12 protein-coding genes are annotated in these 16,628 nt (G+C 65.7%); 7 read left to right on the plus strand and 5 right to left on the minus strand.

Going from position 1 to position 16,628, the window contains the following annotated elements; translation table 11 throughout:
* Window positions 1-19: 19 nt before the first annotated feature.
* The 4 genes from HDG32_RS12580 (at window position 20) to HDG32_RS12595 (ending at window position 6,490) form a co-directional block, all read left to right on the plus strand.
* Window positions 20-1,807 (plus strand): acyl-CoA dehydrogenase C-terminal domain-containing protein, encoded by a 1,788-nt coding sequence (locus tag HDG32_RS12580; RefSeq protein WP_184067136.1) that lies wholly within the window; start codon window positions 20-22, stop codon window positions 1,805-1,807.
* Between the two features lie 85 nt (window positions 1,808-1,892).
* Window positions 1,893-4,328: a 3-hydroxyacyl-CoA dehydrogenase/enoyl-CoA hydratase family protein gene (locus tag HDG32_RS12585; protein WP_184067138.1), complete on the plus strand. Its 2,436-nt coding sequence runs from the start codon at window positions 1,893-1,895 to the stop codon at window positions 4,326-4,328.
* Between the two features lie 74 nt (window positions 4,329-4,402).
* Complete coding sequence (locus HDG32_RS12590) at window positions 4,403-5,602, plus strand: acetyl-CoA C-acyltransferase (protein ID WP_184067141.1); 1,200 nt, start codon at window positions 4,403-4,405, stop codon at window positions 5,600-5,602.
* Window positions 5,603-5,719: 117 nt separating this feature from the next.
* Complete coding sequence (locus tag HDG32_RS12595; RefSeq protein WP_184067454.1) at window positions 5,720-6,490, plus strand: enoyl-CoA hydratase; 771 nt, start codon at window positions 5,720-5,722, stop codon at window positions 6,488-6,490.
* Window positions 6,491-6,555: 65 nt separating this feature from the next.
* Here HDG32_RS12595 and fdhD read toward each other — a convergent pair whose 3' ends face one another.
* Window positions 6,556-7,440: a formate dehydrogenase accessory sulfurtransferase FdhD gene (gene fdhD, locus HDG32_RS12600; protein WP_184067144.1), complete on the minus strand. Its 885-nt coding sequence runs from the start codon at window positions 7,438-7,440 to the stop codon at window positions 6,556-6,558.
* 158 nt (window positions 7,441-7,598) lie between these two features.
* Between fdhD and HDG32_RS12605 the strand changes: the two genes are divergently transcribed.
* Entirely contained in the window at window positions 7,599-8,075 is a 477-nt protein-coding gene (locus HDG32_RS12605; RefSeq protein ID WP_184067147.1) for a nitrate reductase associated protein, read from the plus strand.
* A 253-nt stretch (window positions 8,076-8,328) separates the two neighbouring features.
* Window positions 8,329-11,517: an EAL domain-containing protein gene (locus HDG32_RS12610; protein ID WP_184067150.1), complete on the plus strand. Its 3,189-nt coding sequence runs from the start codon at window positions 8,329-8,331 to the stop codon at window positions 11,515-11,517.
* A gap of 71 nt (window positions 11,518-11,588) precedes the next feature.
* Here the strand turns inward: HDG32_RS12610 and HDG32_RS12615 are convergent, their stop codons facing one another.
* Window positions 11,589-12,200: a glutathione S-transferase family protein gene (locus tag HDG32_RS12615; RefSeq protein WP_184067153.1), complete on the minus strand. Its 612-nt coding sequence runs from the start codon at window positions 12,198-12,200 to the stop codon at window positions 11,589-11,591.
* Between the two features lie 124 nt (window positions 12,201-12,324).
* Window positions 12,325-12,720: an acyl-CoA thioesterase gene (locus HDG32_RS12620; protein ID WP_090803024.1), complete on the minus strand. Its 396-nt coding sequence runs from the start codon at window positions 12,718-12,720 to the stop codon at window positions 12,325-12,327.
* Between the two features lie 206 nt (window positions 12,721-12,926).
* Between HDG32_RS12620 and HDG32_RS12625 the strand changes: the two genes are divergently transcribed.
* Window positions 12,927-14,825: an ABC transporter ATP-binding protein/permease gene (locus HDG32_RS12625; RefSeq protein ID WP_184067156.1), complete on the plus strand. Its 1,899-nt coding sequence runs from the start codon at window positions 12,927-12,929 to the stop codon at window positions 14,823-14,825.
* Window positions 14,826-14,828: 3 nt separating this feature from the next.
* Here HDG32_RS12625 and murU read toward each other — a convergent pair whose 3' ends face one another.
* A complete protein-coding gene (gene murU, locus HDG32_RS12630) occupies window positions 14,829-15,542 on the minus strand; it encodes an N-acetylmuramate alpha-1-phosphate uridylyltransferase MurU (protein WP_184067159.1) in 714 nt (237 codons plus the stop codon).
* A gap of 3 nt (window positions 15,543-15,545) precedes the next feature.
* Window positions 15,546-16,613, minus strand: a complete 1,068-nt coding sequence (locus tag HDG32_RS12635) for an aminoglycoside phosphotransferase family protein (protein ID WP_184062378.1) — start codon at window positions 16,611-16,613, stop codon at window positions 15,546-15,548.
* Window positions 16,614-16,628: the final 15 nt, after the last annotated feature.

Consider the following 16,628-nt stretch of genomic DNA (forward strand, 5'->3'; position numbering starts at 1 on the left):
AAACCAGGGAGAGAGAGTCATGGGACAGTACGCCGCGCCACTGCGCGACATGCAATTCGTGTTGCACGAACTGCTCAACGTCGAGGCCGAACTTCGGCAAATGCCGAAGCACGCCGAACTCGACGCCGACACGATCAACGCGGTGCTCGAGGAAGCCGGCAAGTTCTGCTCCGAAGTGCTGTTCCCGCTCAACCACAGCGGCGACCAGGAAGGCTGCACGTATGCCGGCGACGGCGTCGTGACCACGCCGAAGGGCTTCAAGGAAGCCTATCGGCAATACGTCGAAGCTGGCTGGCCGGCGCTCGGTTGCGACCCGGAATTCGGCGGCCAGGGACTGCCCGCGTTCGTCAACAACGCGGTCTATGAAATGCTGAACTCGGCGAATCAGGCGTGGACGATGTATCCGGGCCTGTCGCACGGCGCGTATGAATGCCTGCACGCGCACGGCACGCCGGAACTGCAGCAGCGCTATCTGCCGAAGCTCGTCGCAGGCGTCTGGACCGGCACGATGTGTCTGACCGAGCCGCATTGCGGCACCGACCTCGGCATTCTGCGCACGAAGGCCGAGCCGAACGGCGACGGCTCGTACTCGATCAGCGGCACGAAGATTTTCATTTCGAGCGGCGAGCATGACATGGCGGAGAACATCGTTCACCTCGTGCTCGCGCGTCTGCCGGATGCGCCGAAGGGCACCAAGGGGATTTCGCTGTTCATCGTGCCGAAGTTCGTGCCGAACGAAGCGGGCGAGCCCGGTGAGCGCAACGGCGTGAAGTGCGGTTCGATCGAGCACAAGATGGGCATCCACGGCAACGCGACCTGTGTGATCAATCTCGACAACGCGAAGGGCTGGATGGTCGGCGAGCCGAACAAGGGCCTGAACGCGATGTTCGTCATGATGAACGCCGCGCGTCTCGGCGTCGGCATGCAAAGCCTCGGTCTCACCGAAGTCGCATATCAGAACTCGCTCACGTACGCGAAAGAGCGGCTGCAGATGCGTTCGCTGACCGGCCCGAAGGCGCCGGAAAAGGCCGCCGATCCGATCATCGTGCATCCGGACGTGCGCCGCATGCTGCTCACGCAGAAGGCCTACGCCGAAGCCGGCCGCGCGTTCTCGTACTGGTCGGCGCTGCAGATCGACAAGGAGCTGTCGCACGCCGACGAAGCCGAGCGCAAGGAAGCCGCCGACCTGGTCGCGCTGCTCACGCCGATCCTGAAGGCGTTCCTGTCGGACAACGCGTTCGAAGGCACCAATCACGCGATGCAGATCTACGGCGGCCACGGCTTCATCGCCGAATGGGGCATGGAGCAGTACGTGCGCGACGCGCGCATCAACATGATCTACGAAGGCACCAACGGCATCCAGTCGCTCGACCTGCTCGGCCGCAAGGTGCTCGGCGACATGGGCGCGAAGATGAAGAAGTTCGGCAAGCTCGTCGCCGAATTCGTCGAAGCCGAAGGCATCAAGCCGGAGATGCAGGAGTTCGTGAACCCGCTCGCCGAGATCGGCGAAAAGGTGCAGAAACTGACGATGGAAATCGGCATGAAGGCGATGCAGAACCCGGACGAAGTCGGCGCCGCGGCCGTGCCGTATCTGCGCACGGTCGGCCATCTGGTGTTCTCGTACTTCTGGGCGCGCATGGCTCGTATCGCGCTGGACAAGGAGGCATCGGGCGATCCGTTCTACAAGGCGAAGCTCGCGACCGCGCGCTTCTACTTCGCGAAGCTGCTGCCCGAAACGGCGATGACGATCCGCCAGGCGCGCGCCGGTTCGAAGCCGATGATGGACGTCGAAGAAGCGTTGTTCTGACGCTCGCACATCGAGCGAGGCCACACACATCGCGCGAAGCATGGCTGACGCTTCGCGCCATCGCACAACTCTCCGGAGAAACGACGTGAGCAATCTGATCATTCGCAAGGTAGCCGTGCTCGGCGCCGGCGTGATGGGCGCGCAGATCGCCGCGCACCTGATCAACGCCAAGGTGCCCGTGCTGCTGTTCGACCTGCCCGCCAGGGAAGGCCCGAAGAACGGGATCGCGCTGAAGGCGATCGAAAATCTGAAGAAGCTGTCGCCGGCGCCGTTCGGCGTGAAGGACGACGCGCAATACATCCAGCCCGCGAACTACGACGACGACATCGACAAGCTCGCCGGGTGCGACGTCGTGATCGAAGCGATCGCCGAACGCATGGACTGGAAGCACGACCTGTACAAGAAGGTCGCGCCGCACATCGGCCCGAACGCGATTTTCGCGACCAACACGTCGGGGCTGTCGATCACCGCACTGTCCGAAGGTTTCGCGGACGAACTGAAGGCGCGCTTCTGCGGCGTGCACTTCTTCAATCCGCCGCGCTACATGCATCTGGTCGAACTGATCCCGACCGCGACGACGCGTCCGGAAATTCTCGATCAGCTCGAAACCTTCCTGACCAGCGTGGTCGGCAAGGGCGTCGTGCGCGCGAAAGATACGCCGAACTTCATTGCGAACCGCGTCGGCGTGTTCTCGATCCTTGCGGTTATTGCCGAAGCCGCAAAGTTCGGCCTGCGTTTCGACGAAGTGGACGACCTGACCGGCGCGCGCCTCGGCCGCGCGAAGTCGGCGACGTTCCGCACCGCCGACGTGGTCGGTCTCGACACGATGGCGCACGTGATCAAGACGATGCAGGACACGCTGCCGGACGATCCGTTTCTGCCGGTCTACGAAATGCCGGCCGTGCTCGCCGAACTGGTGCAGAAGGGCGCGCTCGGCCAGAAGACCGGCGCCGGCTTCTACAGGAAGGAAGGCAAGGCGATCAAGGTGCTCGATCCGAACACGGGTGCATATATCGACGGCGGCGGGAAGGCAGACGAACTCGTCGGCCGCATTCTGAAGCGTCCGGCTGCCGAGCGTCTGAAGCTGTTGCGCGAAACGCAGCACCCGCAGGCGCAGTTCCTGTGGTCGATCTTCCGCGACGTCTATCACTACATCGCCGTCCATCTGGAATCGATCGCCGACAATGCGCGCGACGTCGATCTCGCGATCCGCTGGGGCTTCGGCTGGAACGAAGGTCCGTTCGAAGGCTGGCAGACGGCCGGCTGGAAGCAGGTCGCCGAATGGGTGCAGGAAGACATCGCGGCGGGCAAGGCGCTCGCCAACGTGCCGCTGCCGTCGTGGGTGCTCGAAGGCGCGGTTGACGAGAAGGGCGGCGTGCACACGGCCGATGGCTCGTGGTCACCGGCCACGCAGACCTTCGTGCCGCGCTCGTCGCTCGACGTGTACCGCAAGCAGGTGTTCCGCGCGCCGCTCGTCGGCGAAACCGGCGCCGATCCGAAGACCTACGGCAAGACGCTGTTCGAGACCGATGCGGTGCGCGCATGGGTCGACGATCGCGCGGGCGAGGACGACGTGCTGATCGTGTCGTTCAAGAGCAAGATGAACACGATCGGACCGGCGGTGATCGAAGGGCTCACGCAGGCGATCGAACTGGCCGAGAAGGACTACAAGGGCCTCGTCGTGTGGCAGCCCACATCGCTGAAGCTCGGCACGCCGGGCGGTCCGTTCTCGGCGGGCGCGAACCTCGAAGAAGCGATGCCCGCGTTCATGATGGGCGGCGCGAAGGGCATCGAGCCGTTCGTGAAGAATTTCCAGCAGGGCATGCTGCGCGTCAAGTATGCGAACGTGCCGGTGATCTCGGCGATCTCTGGCATCGCGCTCGGCGGCGGCTGCGAGCTCGCACTGCACAGCGCGAAGCGCGTCGCGCACATCGAGAGCTATCTGGGTCTCGTCGAAGTCGGCGTGGGTCTCGTGCCGGCGGGCGGCGGCCTGAAGGAAGCGGCGCTGCGCGCGGCCGAAGCCGCAAGCCAGGTCGGCGCGACGAACGATCTGCTGAAGTTCCTGCAGAAGTCGTTCGAGAACGCGGCGATGGCGAAGGTGTCGGCCTCCGCGCTCGATGCCCGCGCGATGGGCTACCTGAAGCCTTCCGACACGATCGTCTTCAATGTGTTCGAACTGCTCGACGTCGCGAAGAAGGAAGCGCGCGCGCTCGCCGCGGCGGGCTACCGTGCGCCGCTGCGCGCGACCCAGGTGCCGGTCGCGGGCCGCTCGGCGATCTCGACGATCAAGGCGTCGCTCGTCAACATGCGCGACGGCCGCTTCATCAGCGAGCACGATTTCCTGATCGCGAGCCGCATCGCGGAAGCGGTGTGCGGCGGCGACGTCGAAGCGGGCAGCCTCGTCGACGAAGAATGGCTGCTGCAACTCGAGCGTCGCGCGTTCGTCGAGCTGCTCGGCACGCAGAAGACGCAGGAACGGATCATGGGCATGCTGCAGACCGGCAAGCCGGTGCGCAACTAAGCGGCGACCGCACAATGTGCATGGGACCAGAGTAAGAGCTTTGGCCAACTCTGGTCGACAAAGGAGATTCCCAAATGGCAAAGCAATTGCAAGACGCATACATCGTCGCCGCGAGCCGTACGCCGATCGGCAAAGCGCCGCGCGGCATGTTCAGGAACACACGTCCGGATGAGCTGCTGGTTCACGCGATCAGGTCGGCCGTCGCTCAGGTGCCCGGCCTCGACACCGGCGTGATCGAAGACGCGATCGTCGGTTGCGCGATTCCGGAAGCGGAGCAGGGCCTGAACGTCGCGCGAATCGGCGCGCTGCTGGCCGGTCTGCCGAACACGGTCGGCGGTGTCACGGTGAACCGCTTCTGCGCGTCGGGTCTGACCGCGCTCGCGATGGCCGCTGACCGCATCCGCGTCGGCGAGGCGGATGCGATGATCGCGGGCGGCTGCGAATCGATGAGCATGGTGCCGATGATGGGCAATAAGCCGTCGCTGTCGCCGCATATATTCGATCGCAACGAAGACGTCGGCATCGCGTACGGCATGGGCCTGACCGCGGAGAAAGTCGCCGAGCGCTGGAAGATCAGCCGCGAAGCGCAGGACGCGTTCTCGGTCGAATCGCACCGCCGCGCGATGGCCGCGCAGCAAGCCGGCGAATTCGACGACGAAATCGCCGCGTACACGATCGTCGATCGCGTGCCCGATCTCGCGACCGGCGAGATCAACGTGAAAACGCGCGAGGTGTCGCTCGACGAAGGTCCGCGCGCGGACACGTCGATGGAAGGCCTCGCGAAGCTGCGCGCGGTGTTCGCGAACAAAGGCTCGGTCACGGCCGGCAACAGCTCGCAGACGTCGGACGGCGCGGGCGCGTTGATCGTCGTGTCGGAAAAAATCCTCAAGCAGTTCAACCTGACGCCGCTCGCGCGCTTCGTCAGCTTCGCGGTGCGCGGCGTGCCGCCGGAAATCATGGGCATCGGCCCGAAGGAAGCGATTCCGGCCGCGCTGAAAGCCGCCGGCCTGAAGCAGGACGACCTCGACTGGATCGAGCTGAACGAGGCGTTCGCCGCGCAGTCGCTCGCGGTGATCCAGGACCTCGGCCTCGATACGTCGAAGATCAACCCGCTCGGCGGCGCGATCGCACTGGGCCATCCGCTCGGCGCGACCGGCGCGATTCGTGCGGCGACCGTGGTGCACGGCCTGCGCCGCCGCAACTACAAGTACGGCATGGTGACGATGTGCGTCGGTACCGGCATGGGCGCGGCGGGCATCATCGAGCGTCTGTGAGCCGCTGATCGAACGGGGGATCCTTCTGTGATCCACCAGGGACCGCGCAACGGTTCGCAGGCCGCGCGGCTTGCGAACCGTTTCTACATTCAGCAGGAGCACAAGGAGATGAACGGGATGACGACGGATATTCTGGTCGAGCGCGCCGACGCGGTGCTGACCATCAGCTTCAACCGGCCCGGCAGGAAAAATGCGTTCACGGCCGCGATGTATCAGACGATGGCCGACGCGCTCGTAGACGCGCAGGGCGACGCGTCGGTGCGCGCGATCCTGATTCGCGGCAGCGCGGGCATATTCAGCGCGGGCAACGATCTCGAGGACTTCATGAAGTCGCCGCCGGTTGGCGAAACCCCGCCGGTGTTCCAATTCCTGCGCGCGCTATGTTCGGCGGAAAAACCGGTGGTGGCGGCGGTCGCGGGGCCGGCGGTCGGCGTCGGCACGACGCTGCTGCTGCATTGCGATCTGGTCTACGCGGCCGACACCGCGAGCTTTTCGCTGCCGTTCACGCAGCTCGGGCTGTGCCCGGAAGCAGCGTCGAGCCTGTTGCTGCAGCGCGTGGCCGGCTACCAGGCGGCGGCGGAAAAACTGCTGCTCGGCGAGGCGTTCGACGCGGCCGAAGCGCACCGCATGGGCTTCGTGAATCGCGTGCTGCCGGCGGGCGAAGTCGACGCGTTCGCGGCGGCGCAGGCCGCGAAGCTGGCGGCGCTGCCGGCGTCGTCGTTGCGCGTGACGAAGAGCCTGATGAAGCGCGCGAGCCAGCAGGAACTGCAGACGCAGATGACCGAGGAAGCCGTGCATTTCGGCAAGATGCTGCTTGCGCCCGAAGCGCGCGAGGCGTTCAAGGCGTTCTTCGAGAAGCGCAAGCCGGATTTCCGGCGGTTCGACTGAGGGGGGCGACGCTGGCGGGCTTCGGGTGGGTTAGCCGTGAATCGTCGCTGCGCCGCTTCAATTGCTCAAGCTTGCTGCTGCCACGTGTCGTAATCGACGTAGCTGCCTTCGCGGCAGAAGCTCACGAGCCGCACGCCCGCCTCACGCGCGATCGCAATCGCGAGCGACGACGGCGCCGAGATCGTCGCGACCATCGGCACGTCGACGCGCGCGGCCTTGCGCACCAGCTCGTAGCTCGCGCGGCTCGACAGAAACACGAAACCGTCGCGCGTATCGGCGCGGTCGAGCACGAGCTGGCCGATCAGCTTGTCGAGCGCGTTGTGGCGGCCGACGTCCTCGAACGCAGAGTGGATCGCGCCTTGCGCATCACACCACGCGGCCGCGTGGAGGCCGCCCGTCAAACGAGTGAGCGCCTGGTGCTCGGGCAGCGCGCGCGCGGCGCGTGCGATCGCATCGGGCGCGAGCCGCTGCAAGAAGCCAGTGTCGGGTACACGCTGCGGTTTCAGATCCAGCAGATCGATGCTTTCGATGCCGCACACGCCGCAGCCGGTGCGCCCGGCGAGCGCGCGGCGCTTTTCCTTCAAACCGGTGAACGCCTGCTGCACGACCTGCAATTGCACCTCGGCATGCGGCAGCTCGCCGTGCCCGTGCAATTCGACCTCGATGTCCTGAATGTCGCTGCCGCGCTCGACGATCCCCTCCGAAATCGCGAAGCCGACCGCGAACGCTTCGAGATCGCGCGGCGTGCACATCATCACCGCGTGCGAGATGCCGTTGAACACGAGCGCGACCGGCCACTCCTGGCCGACGTGATCGGTGGCGGTTTCAACCGCCGCGCCGCGATGGCGGCGCACTTCGAGTTGCACCGCGCCGGGTTGTTCGTCGCTGTCGAGGGCGTGGGGCTGGCCGTTCGCCCGCCCGGTTTGGCGCCCGTTTTGCTGTCCGTTCAAGCTGCTTCACTCCTGTATCATGCCGCGCGTCAAAGGGTGCGCCGGCCTCGCCGTATGCTTCGCGGCGGCCGCCGCGCGGGGCGCCGTCGCGCGAATAAGGTTCTAAAATACCTCAAGCGACGCCCGCACGCTGTCCGCCACCGACAAGGAGCACTGACATGGGACTCAACGAAGCACCGCTTCTGTTCGACTTCGAAGTCGCGTCTTCGGAGAATTTCACTTATATCCCGATGTCGGTGCGCTTCAATCTCGACCGTTTCGGGCTGCGCATCACGCTCGCGCAGTGGCAGCAATTGCCGCTCGAAGATCGCAAGCTGCTCGCGCGTTTCCCGGTCGAAGACGACACGCAGATCGAACCGAATTTCGATCACGCGCTGTTCGAGATGCTGCGCACGCACGCGAACGTCGAACCGGAGTGGTTTACGCCGGAGGAGTCGCCGGCCTGGCGTCAAACCGACAGCGTGCCCGACGGTGTCGCGCATCAGGCGGGGCTGGCCGGTCTCGCCGCGCCGAGCGTCGCGCGCTGGGCCGAGCTCGAACCTTTCAAGCGCTATGTGCTCGCGAAGCTGTCGCGCAAGCCCGAGGCGAGCCACGATTTCGTCCCGGCGATGAAGGAATTTGGAGCGGCCGGCTAGGTGCGGCCGGCTAGGCGCGGCCGGCTAGGCGCGGCCGGCCAGCCGCTCCCAGCCAGCCGCTCCCAGCCAGGCGCCCCCACCAACTCGCAGCGTTGCCCCCAATCATCAGATTTTTTTCACGCCGACCCTCAACCCGCTTCCGATCGCTGCCGATATCCAAAGGATGGCGCGTAAAAGACTTGCATCGGTGCGGCCCGACGCACCGGCAGCGAGCGCGCTCTCCCGCCCTCGGAACGATTGACGTTCGGAACCCATGAATCCTTTTCTATCGAAGCGACTGCTGATCAATATTGCGGTCGTGGTCGTCGCGGTCGGTGCAAACGCGTTCGTCGCGTACACGCAGATTCGCGGGCAGCGCGACGCCGATGCGCGCCTCGCGCGCTCGACCAGCGTGCGCCAGAACCTCGATGCGTATCACGCCGCGCTCGATAACGCGCTCGCCGCTCTGCACCGCCTGAAAGAATCGGGCAAGCCGGTGCCGCCTGACGCGGCCGCTTCGATGACGAACACACTCGCGAGCCGCGAGCAATCACTGCGCGACGAGCTCGCGAGCGAGCCGTACATGTTGGGGGCGCTCGCCAGCCTGAGCGCGGCGCGGCACGCGTTGCAGCACGATCTCGAGGACACGCTGCGCAACCAGGCGAGTGACCTGCCCGGAGCGGCAAGCGCGGCGTCGGGGGCGGCGCACGCGGCATCGACCGAAGCGCCAGGCGCGGCCCCCCTCGACGCGCCATTCGAGGCATCCCTCGACCCTGCGCCGTCGAACTCGCATCTTGCCCCCGCGCCAGAGCGTGTCGAAGCCGCGCTCGCCACGTTGCGCAGCGAGGAAAACCGCTCGTTGCAGACCTCGCTCGCGGCATCGGCGAGCGACAGCGAGCGCGCGATGTTCGTGCTGCTCGTGACGATGCTCACCGGCAGCGTGCTGCTGTTCCTCACGTTCGGCGTGCGCGAGAACAGCGCTCGCGAAAAACTGCGCAGCGCCCGCGCGCTGGTGCGCAACGACGAGCGTTTTCGCAGCCTGTTCGACGATCACACCGTGCCGATGTACATCTTCGATCGCGACACGCTGTGCTTTCTCGCCGTCAACAAGGCCGCGATCCAGCAATACGGCTACACGGAAGACGAGTTTCTCGGCATGACGATCCGCGCGATCCGCCCGAACTCGGAAATCGGCCGACTGGAGACGCACTTGCAGCGTAGCGCCGACCTCCGCCAGAGCCACACGATGGCGGGCATCTGGCGGCATCGGCGCAAGGACGGCTCGATCCTCAGCGTCAACGTGTCCTATCACGCACTGAACTTCATGGGCCGCGACGCCTCGTTCGTGCTGGCGGACGACGTGACCGACCAGATCAACGCCGAAGCCGAAGCGCAGCGCTCGAATCAGATGCTCGAAGCGGTGATCGACAACATTCCGCAGCGCATCTTCTGGAAGGACCTGAACTCGCGCTATCTCGGCTGCAACATGGCGTTCGCGCGCGACGCGGGGCTCGCGTATCCCGAGCAGGTGGTCGGCAAGAGCGACGCCGACCTGGCGTGGCGCGCGTTCGCCGACCTGTTGACCGAGCACGATCGCGAAGTCGTGAGCACCGGCGTGCCCAAGATGAACTTCGAGGTCGACTTCGTGATCGACGGCGTGCACCGCACGACGGTCACGAGCAAGCTGCCCTTCACCGACGGCGGCGGTCAGGTGATCGGCGTGCTCGGCTCGTACACCGACATCACCGAGCGCAAGCGCGCCGATCTCGCGCTGCGTCTGCAAAGCCGGGCGCTCGACGCGAGCGTCAACGCGATCCTGATCACCGCGCCGTCGCCGTCGGGCAATCTGATCGAATACGTGAATCCGGCGTTCATGCGCATCACCGGCTACGATCCCGCCGAGGTGATCGGCCACGACTGCCGCGTGCTGCAACGCGACGACCGTGACCAGGAAGGCGTCGCGTTGATCCGCGAGGCGCTCGCGGCGAATCGCGAGGTCAGCGCGGTGGTGCGCAACTATCGCAAGGACGGCGCGCTGTTCTGGAATCAGCTGTTCATCGCGCCGGTGCCGAACGCGGAAGGCGTGATCACCCATCATATCGGCGTCATCAACGACGTGACCGAGCTGATCCGCTATCAGGAGCAGCTCGAATACCAGGCCAACTACGACGGCCTTACGCGGCTGCCGAACCGCAACCTGCTGCGCGACCGGCTCGAACATGCGCTCGTCGTCGCGCAGCGGCATCATTCGGGCGTCGCGGTCGTGTTCCTCGATCTCGACGGCTTCAAGAACGTCAACGACAGCCTCGGCCATAGCGTCGGCGACCGGCTGCTCGGGGTGGTCGCCGAACGGCTCGCGCGCTGCTCGCGCACCAGCGACACGGTTGCGCGCCACGGCGGCGACGAGTTCGTGATCGTGATGACCGACACCGTCGACGAGCAATCGCTGATCACGTGGATGGAGCGCGTGCGCGCGTCGATCGCCGAGCCGGTGTGGCTCGACGGCACCGAGCTGTACGTCGGCTGCAGCATGGGCGCGAGCCTGTTCCCGCAGGACGGCGAGGATGCCGAAACGCTGATGAAGAAGGCCGACGTCGCGATGTATCGCGCGAAGGACATGGGGCGCAACACGTTCCAGTTCTATCAGCCGGAGATGAATGCGAGCGCGGGCGCGCGCCTGAATCTCGAACGACGCCTGCGCCGCGCGCTGCGCGACAACGAGTTCCTGCTGCACTATCAGCCGCAGGTCGATATCGGCAGCGGACAGATCGTCGGCATCGAGGCGCTGGTGCGCTGGCACGATCCCGAGGTCGGGCTCGTGCTGCCGTCGTCGTTCATTCCGCTCGCCGAGGAAAGCGGGCTGATCGGGCCGCTGTCGGAGTGGGTGCTGCGCGAGGCGTGCCGGCAGAACAAGGCGTGGCAGGATCAGGGCTTGCCGCCGGCGCGCGTGTCGGTGAATCTGTCGGCGCGGGTGTTCCAGCAGCGTGACATCGCGAAGCTCGTGATGCAGGTGCTCGACGAGACCGGACTCGAACCGAAGTACCTCGAACTCGAGTTGACCGAAAGCACGATCATGCGCAACGCGGAAGAAGCGGTGTCGATGCTCAACGAACTGCACGCGCTCGGCATCGGTCTCGCGATCGACGACTTCGGCACCGGCTATTCGAGCCTCAGCTATCTGAAGCGCTTCCCGGTGGACCGCTTGAAGATCGACCGCTCGTTCGTGTCGGATATCGGCGTATCGGGCGACGATGAGACGATCACGTCGGCGATCATCGCGCTCGCCCATTCGCTGAAGTTGCAGGTGATCGCCGAGGGCGTGGAAACGTCGGCGCAACTCGCCTTCCTGAAGGAACGCGCGTGCGACGAAATGCAGGGCTTCTATTTCGCGAAGCCGCTATCGACGGAAGCGATTTCCGAACTGCTGCACGGCGGGTTGGTGCCGGAGCTGGAGCCGGCGTGAGGCGAGCGTGACGCGGCGACGGGCGTCGCCGCGTGTCGCCGCGTGTCGCCGCGTGCCGCGTCCAACGCCGGTCACTGAGCCGGCGTGTCCTTGAACACCGGCAGGCTTTCCGCGAACGCGGAAAAGTTCTCGAGCCGCGGATGATCGGCCTTGCTGACCGCCTCCGGCAGCATCATGTGCGTGAACTGCCAGGCTACGGCGACGGCCACGTCCGCCGCGCTGAACTGCCGCTGCGTGTCGGGCAGCGGCCCTTCGCCCAACTCGCGTTCGAGTTCGGCATAGGCGGCGAGCAGTTGCGCGCGCACGCGCTCGACCCACGGTTCATGCTGCTTCTCCTGAGGCCGCAGATTGCGCTCGTAGACGATCTGCACGCTCTTTTCGCACGCGGCGAGCGCGAGACCCGTCAGACGCGCGGCGCGCAACGCCGCGTCGGCCTGCGTCGGGAACAGCGGGGTGGGGCCGGCGAGCGTTGCCAGATACTGCAGGATCACCGTCGAGTCCATCAGGATCGCGCCGTTGTCGGCGACGAGCGTCGGCGCCTTGACGACCGGATTGATCTTCGCGAACTGGTCGTAGGTGCGGAATACCGAAATCGACTCGTGTTCGAAGTCGAGCGCGAGCAGCTTCATGCAGATGGCGACGCGCCGCACGTAGGGCGAGTCGAGCATTCCGATCAGTTTCATCTCGTTTCCATGAGAAGAGCGACTATGGGGGCGCCCCGGGCCTCGTGCGCTGATCGGCTGGAACGGCTAGCGGGTGGCGCGGCGCGTGACGCGTGGAATCGCTAGCTTAAGCATCCTCGCCGGCTCAGTCCAGCGCGGGCAGCGCGCGCGGACGGCGGTCGCTGTCGGTGGCGACGTAGGTGAGGATCGCTTCCGTGACCTTGACGACTTCCTGCGAGAGCCTCAACCGCTGCGCATAGACCTCGACCGACACTGTCACCGACGTATTGCCGGTCTTCACGATATCCGCGTAAAAGCTCAGCAGATCGCCGACGAACACCGGTTGCTTGAACAGGAAAGAATTAACCGCGATCGTCGCGACCCGCCCATTCGCGCGACGGCTTGCCGGAATCGAGCCGGCGATGTCGACCTGCGCCATGATCCAGCCGCCGAACACGTCGCCATGAATGTTCGCGTCCGATGGCTGCGGCATGACGCGCAGCGCGCACGGCTTGGACGGAAGTTGAAGAAGATCGGTCATCGGGACATCCTTGGGAAACGTGTTCGAGTGTATTGACGCGCATTGACGCAATGGCTGGGCCAGTTCGACAGTAGGCCATGCAAAGCGCCGCCAGTCGGCTTCTGCGACAATGGAAAGATCAGGAATTGTACGGGAAAGCACCCAGCGAAGCGCGCGCGCCGCGCGCCGCTGCGAACTCCGGCAGCTCCACACTCTCCCCACGATTTATGCGCCGCGCTCCTTCGTCCGAACCCTCGCCGATTTCCACCGCACCCCGCAACGACTGGCAAACGATCCTGTCGCTGCTGCCATACCTTGCCACCTACAAATGGCGAGTCAGCTTCGCGCTCAGTTGCCTGATCGGCGCGAAGGTCGCGAACCTCGGCGTGCCGATCGTGATGAAGCGCATCGTCGACAGTCTCGCGTCGGTCCGGCATCTGACCGCGCTCGGCCGCGCGCAGGACGCGCCCGGCATCGTGCTGCTCGGCGGCGTCGGCCTGCTGGTGGTCGCGTATGCGGTGGCGCGGCTGTCCACGTCGTTTTTCACCGAGCTGCGCGAAATCCTGTTTTCGAAAGTGACCGAAAGCGCGGTGCGCCAACTCGCGCTGAAAGTATTCCGCCATCTGCACGGACTGTCGCTGCGCTTTCATCTGGAGCGGCAGACGGGCGGCATGTCGCGCGATATCGAACGCGGCACGCGCGGCATCACGCAGCTGATTTCCTATTCGCTGTACAGCATCCTGCCGACGCTCGTCGAAGTCGGTCTCGTGCTCGGCTTTTTCGTCGTCAAATACGAGGCCTATTACGCGATCGTCACGTTCGTCGCGCTCGCGGTGTACATCGCGTTCACGGTGAAGGTCACCGAGTGGCGCACGCACTTTCGCCGCACGATGAACGAGCTCGATTCGAAGGCGAATTCGCGCGCGATCGACTCGCTGCTCAACTACGAGACCGTCAAGTACTTCGGCAACGAGGAGTGGGAAGCGAGCCGCTACGACGAGAACCTGAAGCGCTATCGCGCGGCGGCGATCAAGTCGCAGCGTTCGCTGTCGGCGCTGAACTTCGGGCAGCAGGCGATCATCGGCACGGGGCTCGTGTTCATCCTGTGGCGCGCGACCCAGGGCGTGATGGCCGGGCGTCTGACGCTCGGCGACCTGGTGCTGATCAACACGTTCATGCTGCAGCTGTATATTCCGTTGAATTTTCTCGGCGTGGTCTATCGCGAGCTGAAGCAGAGCCTGACCGACATGGACCGCATGTTCTCGCTGCTCGGCGCACCGCGGGAAGTGCCCGACGCACCCAATGCGGTGGCTTTGCAAGTGAGCGGCGCGCAGGTGCGCTTCGACGACGTGAGCTTCGCGTACGAGCCTTCGCGGCAGATTCTGCACGGCGTGAGCTTCACGATCGCGGCCGGCACGACGACGGCGGTGGTCGGTCACAGCGGCTCGGGCAAGTCGACGCTCGCGCGGCTGCTGTTCCGCTTCTACGATCTCGACCGCACGACGGGCGGCGCGATTCGCATCGACGGGCAGGATATTCGCGACGTCACGCAGGATTCGCTGCGCGCGTCGATCGGCATCGTGCCGCAGGACACGGTGCTGTTCAACGACTCGATCTACTACAACATCGCGTACGGTCGGCCGTCGGCGACGCGCGACGAAGTGATCGCGGCGGCGCGCGCCGCGCATATCCACGAGTTCATCGAGAGTCTGCCGAAGGGCTACGGCACGCCGGTCGGCGAGCGCGGGCTCAAGCTGTCCGGCGGCGAAAAGCAGCGCGTCGCGATCGCGCGGACCATACTCAAGAATCCGCCGATCCTGTTGTTCGACGAAGCGACGTCCGCGCTCGATTCACGCTCCGAGCGCGCGATCCAGCATGAGCTCGACCTGATCGCGCGCGAACGCACGACGCTGATCATCGCGCACCGGCTGTCGACGGTCGTGCACGCGCAGCAGATCATCGTGATGGACAAAGGGCGCATCGTCGAGCGCGGCACGCACGCGGAGCTGTTGCGCGCGAACGGTTTGTTCGCGCAGATGTGGGCGCTGCAGCAGCGCGCCGCGCACACCACGGATGCGGTGGAAAGAGCGGAAGCAGTCGGGGCAGGTGAGAGCCCGGCGAAGTAAAGCTCAGCGCGCGCGCAGCAGCCGATCGAGCGCTTCCAGCTGCGCCTGGGTGCCGATGTTCTCCCACAAGCCTTCGTACAGCTCGCCGCTCGCGAGCCCACGCGCGATGGTCGCGCGGTAATACGGGCTCAGCGCGCGCCGCGTGCCGCGCGGCAGATCGCGGAACATGCGCGTGTCGTACAGACCGAAACTGCCGAACGTGAGGCGCGGCTGCGCGTCGAGCGACAGCACGCCGTCGACGAGACCAAAGTCGCCGTTTGGGTGAAATCCCGGATTCGGCACCATCGCCAGATGCATGCCGGGCTCGGGCAGCGCCTTCAGCCGGCCGGCGTGCGCGTGCAGCGCGGCGTAGTCGTAATCGGTGTACACGTCGCCGGCCACCGCGACGAACAACTGATCCGCGCCGTCGTCGGTCAGTAGCGGCAGCGCCTGCGCGATGCCGCCCGCGGTCTCCAGCGCCTCGTGCTCGGGCGAATAGCGCAGCTCGACCTGCCAGCGCGAACCGTCGCCGAGGGCGGCTTCGAGCTGCGCGCCGAGCCACGCATGATTGATCACGATGCTACGGATGCCGGCCCGCGCGAGCCGTTCGATCTGCCATACGATCAGCGGCTTGCCGCCCACTTCGAGCAAGGGCTTCGGGCACGCGTCGGTCAACGGACGCATGCGCTCGCCGCGGCCCGCGGCGAAAATCATCGCTTTCTTTACGGACATCGTCATCGGTCAGAAGGTGTAGCCGATTTCCTGCGCGCGGCCGTCGAGGTCGTCGAGCAGTTTCGCGAACCCGCGCAGCGGCGCGTAACGCTCCGCCACCTTGCGTGCATAGCCGATGAAGCGCGGCAGGTCGTTCATGTAATGCGCCTTGCCGTCGCGGTAGTTGATGCGGCAGAACAGGCCGAGCACCTTGATGTGCCGCTGCAGCCCCATCCATTCGAGCTGGCGGTAGAACTCGCCGAAATCGGCATCGACCGGCAGGCCGGCTTTTTTGGCGCGCTCCCAGTAGTACGCGAAGCAGTCGAGCTCGAACTCCTCGTCCCAGCTGAGGAACGCGTCGCGCAGCAGCGACACGACGTCGTACGTGATCGGCCCGTACACCGCGTCCTGGAAGTCGAGCACGCCTGGGTTCGGCTCGGCGATCATCAGATTGCGCGGCATGAAATCGCGCAGCATGAAGCTTTGCGGCTGCGCGCGCGCGCTTGCGATCAGCAGCGCGAACGTGCGATCGAGCAGCGCGCGCGTGGCGGCATCGACCTCGCGGCCAAGGTGCCGGCCGATGAACCACTCGGGCATCAGCTCCATCTCGCGGTGCAGGAACGCTTCATCGAACGGCGGCAGCACGTCTTCGCGCGAGCTGAGCTGCCAGCGGATCAGCGCGTCGAGCGCGTCGCGCATCAGCGCGCGAGCCGCGCGCGTGTCGCCCGCGGCCTGCGCGTCGGTCAGCGCACCCAGATACGACGCGGTGCCGAGATCGGTGACGAGCATGAAGCCCGCGTCGAAGTCGACCTCGAGCACGCGCGGCACGTGCACGCCGGCGGCGGCGAGCAATTGCGCGATCTGTGCGAATTCGCGGCATTTTTCGGGCGGCGGCGCGTCGACGGCGATCAGCGTGGCCGCGCCGTTGCCTTGCGCCGCCTTACCGGCGAGCCGGAAATAACGGCGGAAACTGGCGTCGGACGAGGCCGGAACGAGGGTGTCGGGCTCGAGCGCATGGCGCGCCGCGTGGCCTTGCAGCCAGGCCTTGAGCAGGGAGAGACGGGTGTCGGTGAAATCTTGGGTGGAAGGCAGCGTCATGAAAAGCGGCGGCAA

It is taken from the genome of Paraburkholderia sp. CI2 (genome assembly GCF_014201055.1).
In the GTDB taxonomy this organism is placed as follows: domain Bacteria; phylum Pseudomonadota; class Gammaproteobacteria; order Burkholderiales; family Burkholderiaceae; genus Paraburkholderia; species Paraburkholderia tuberum.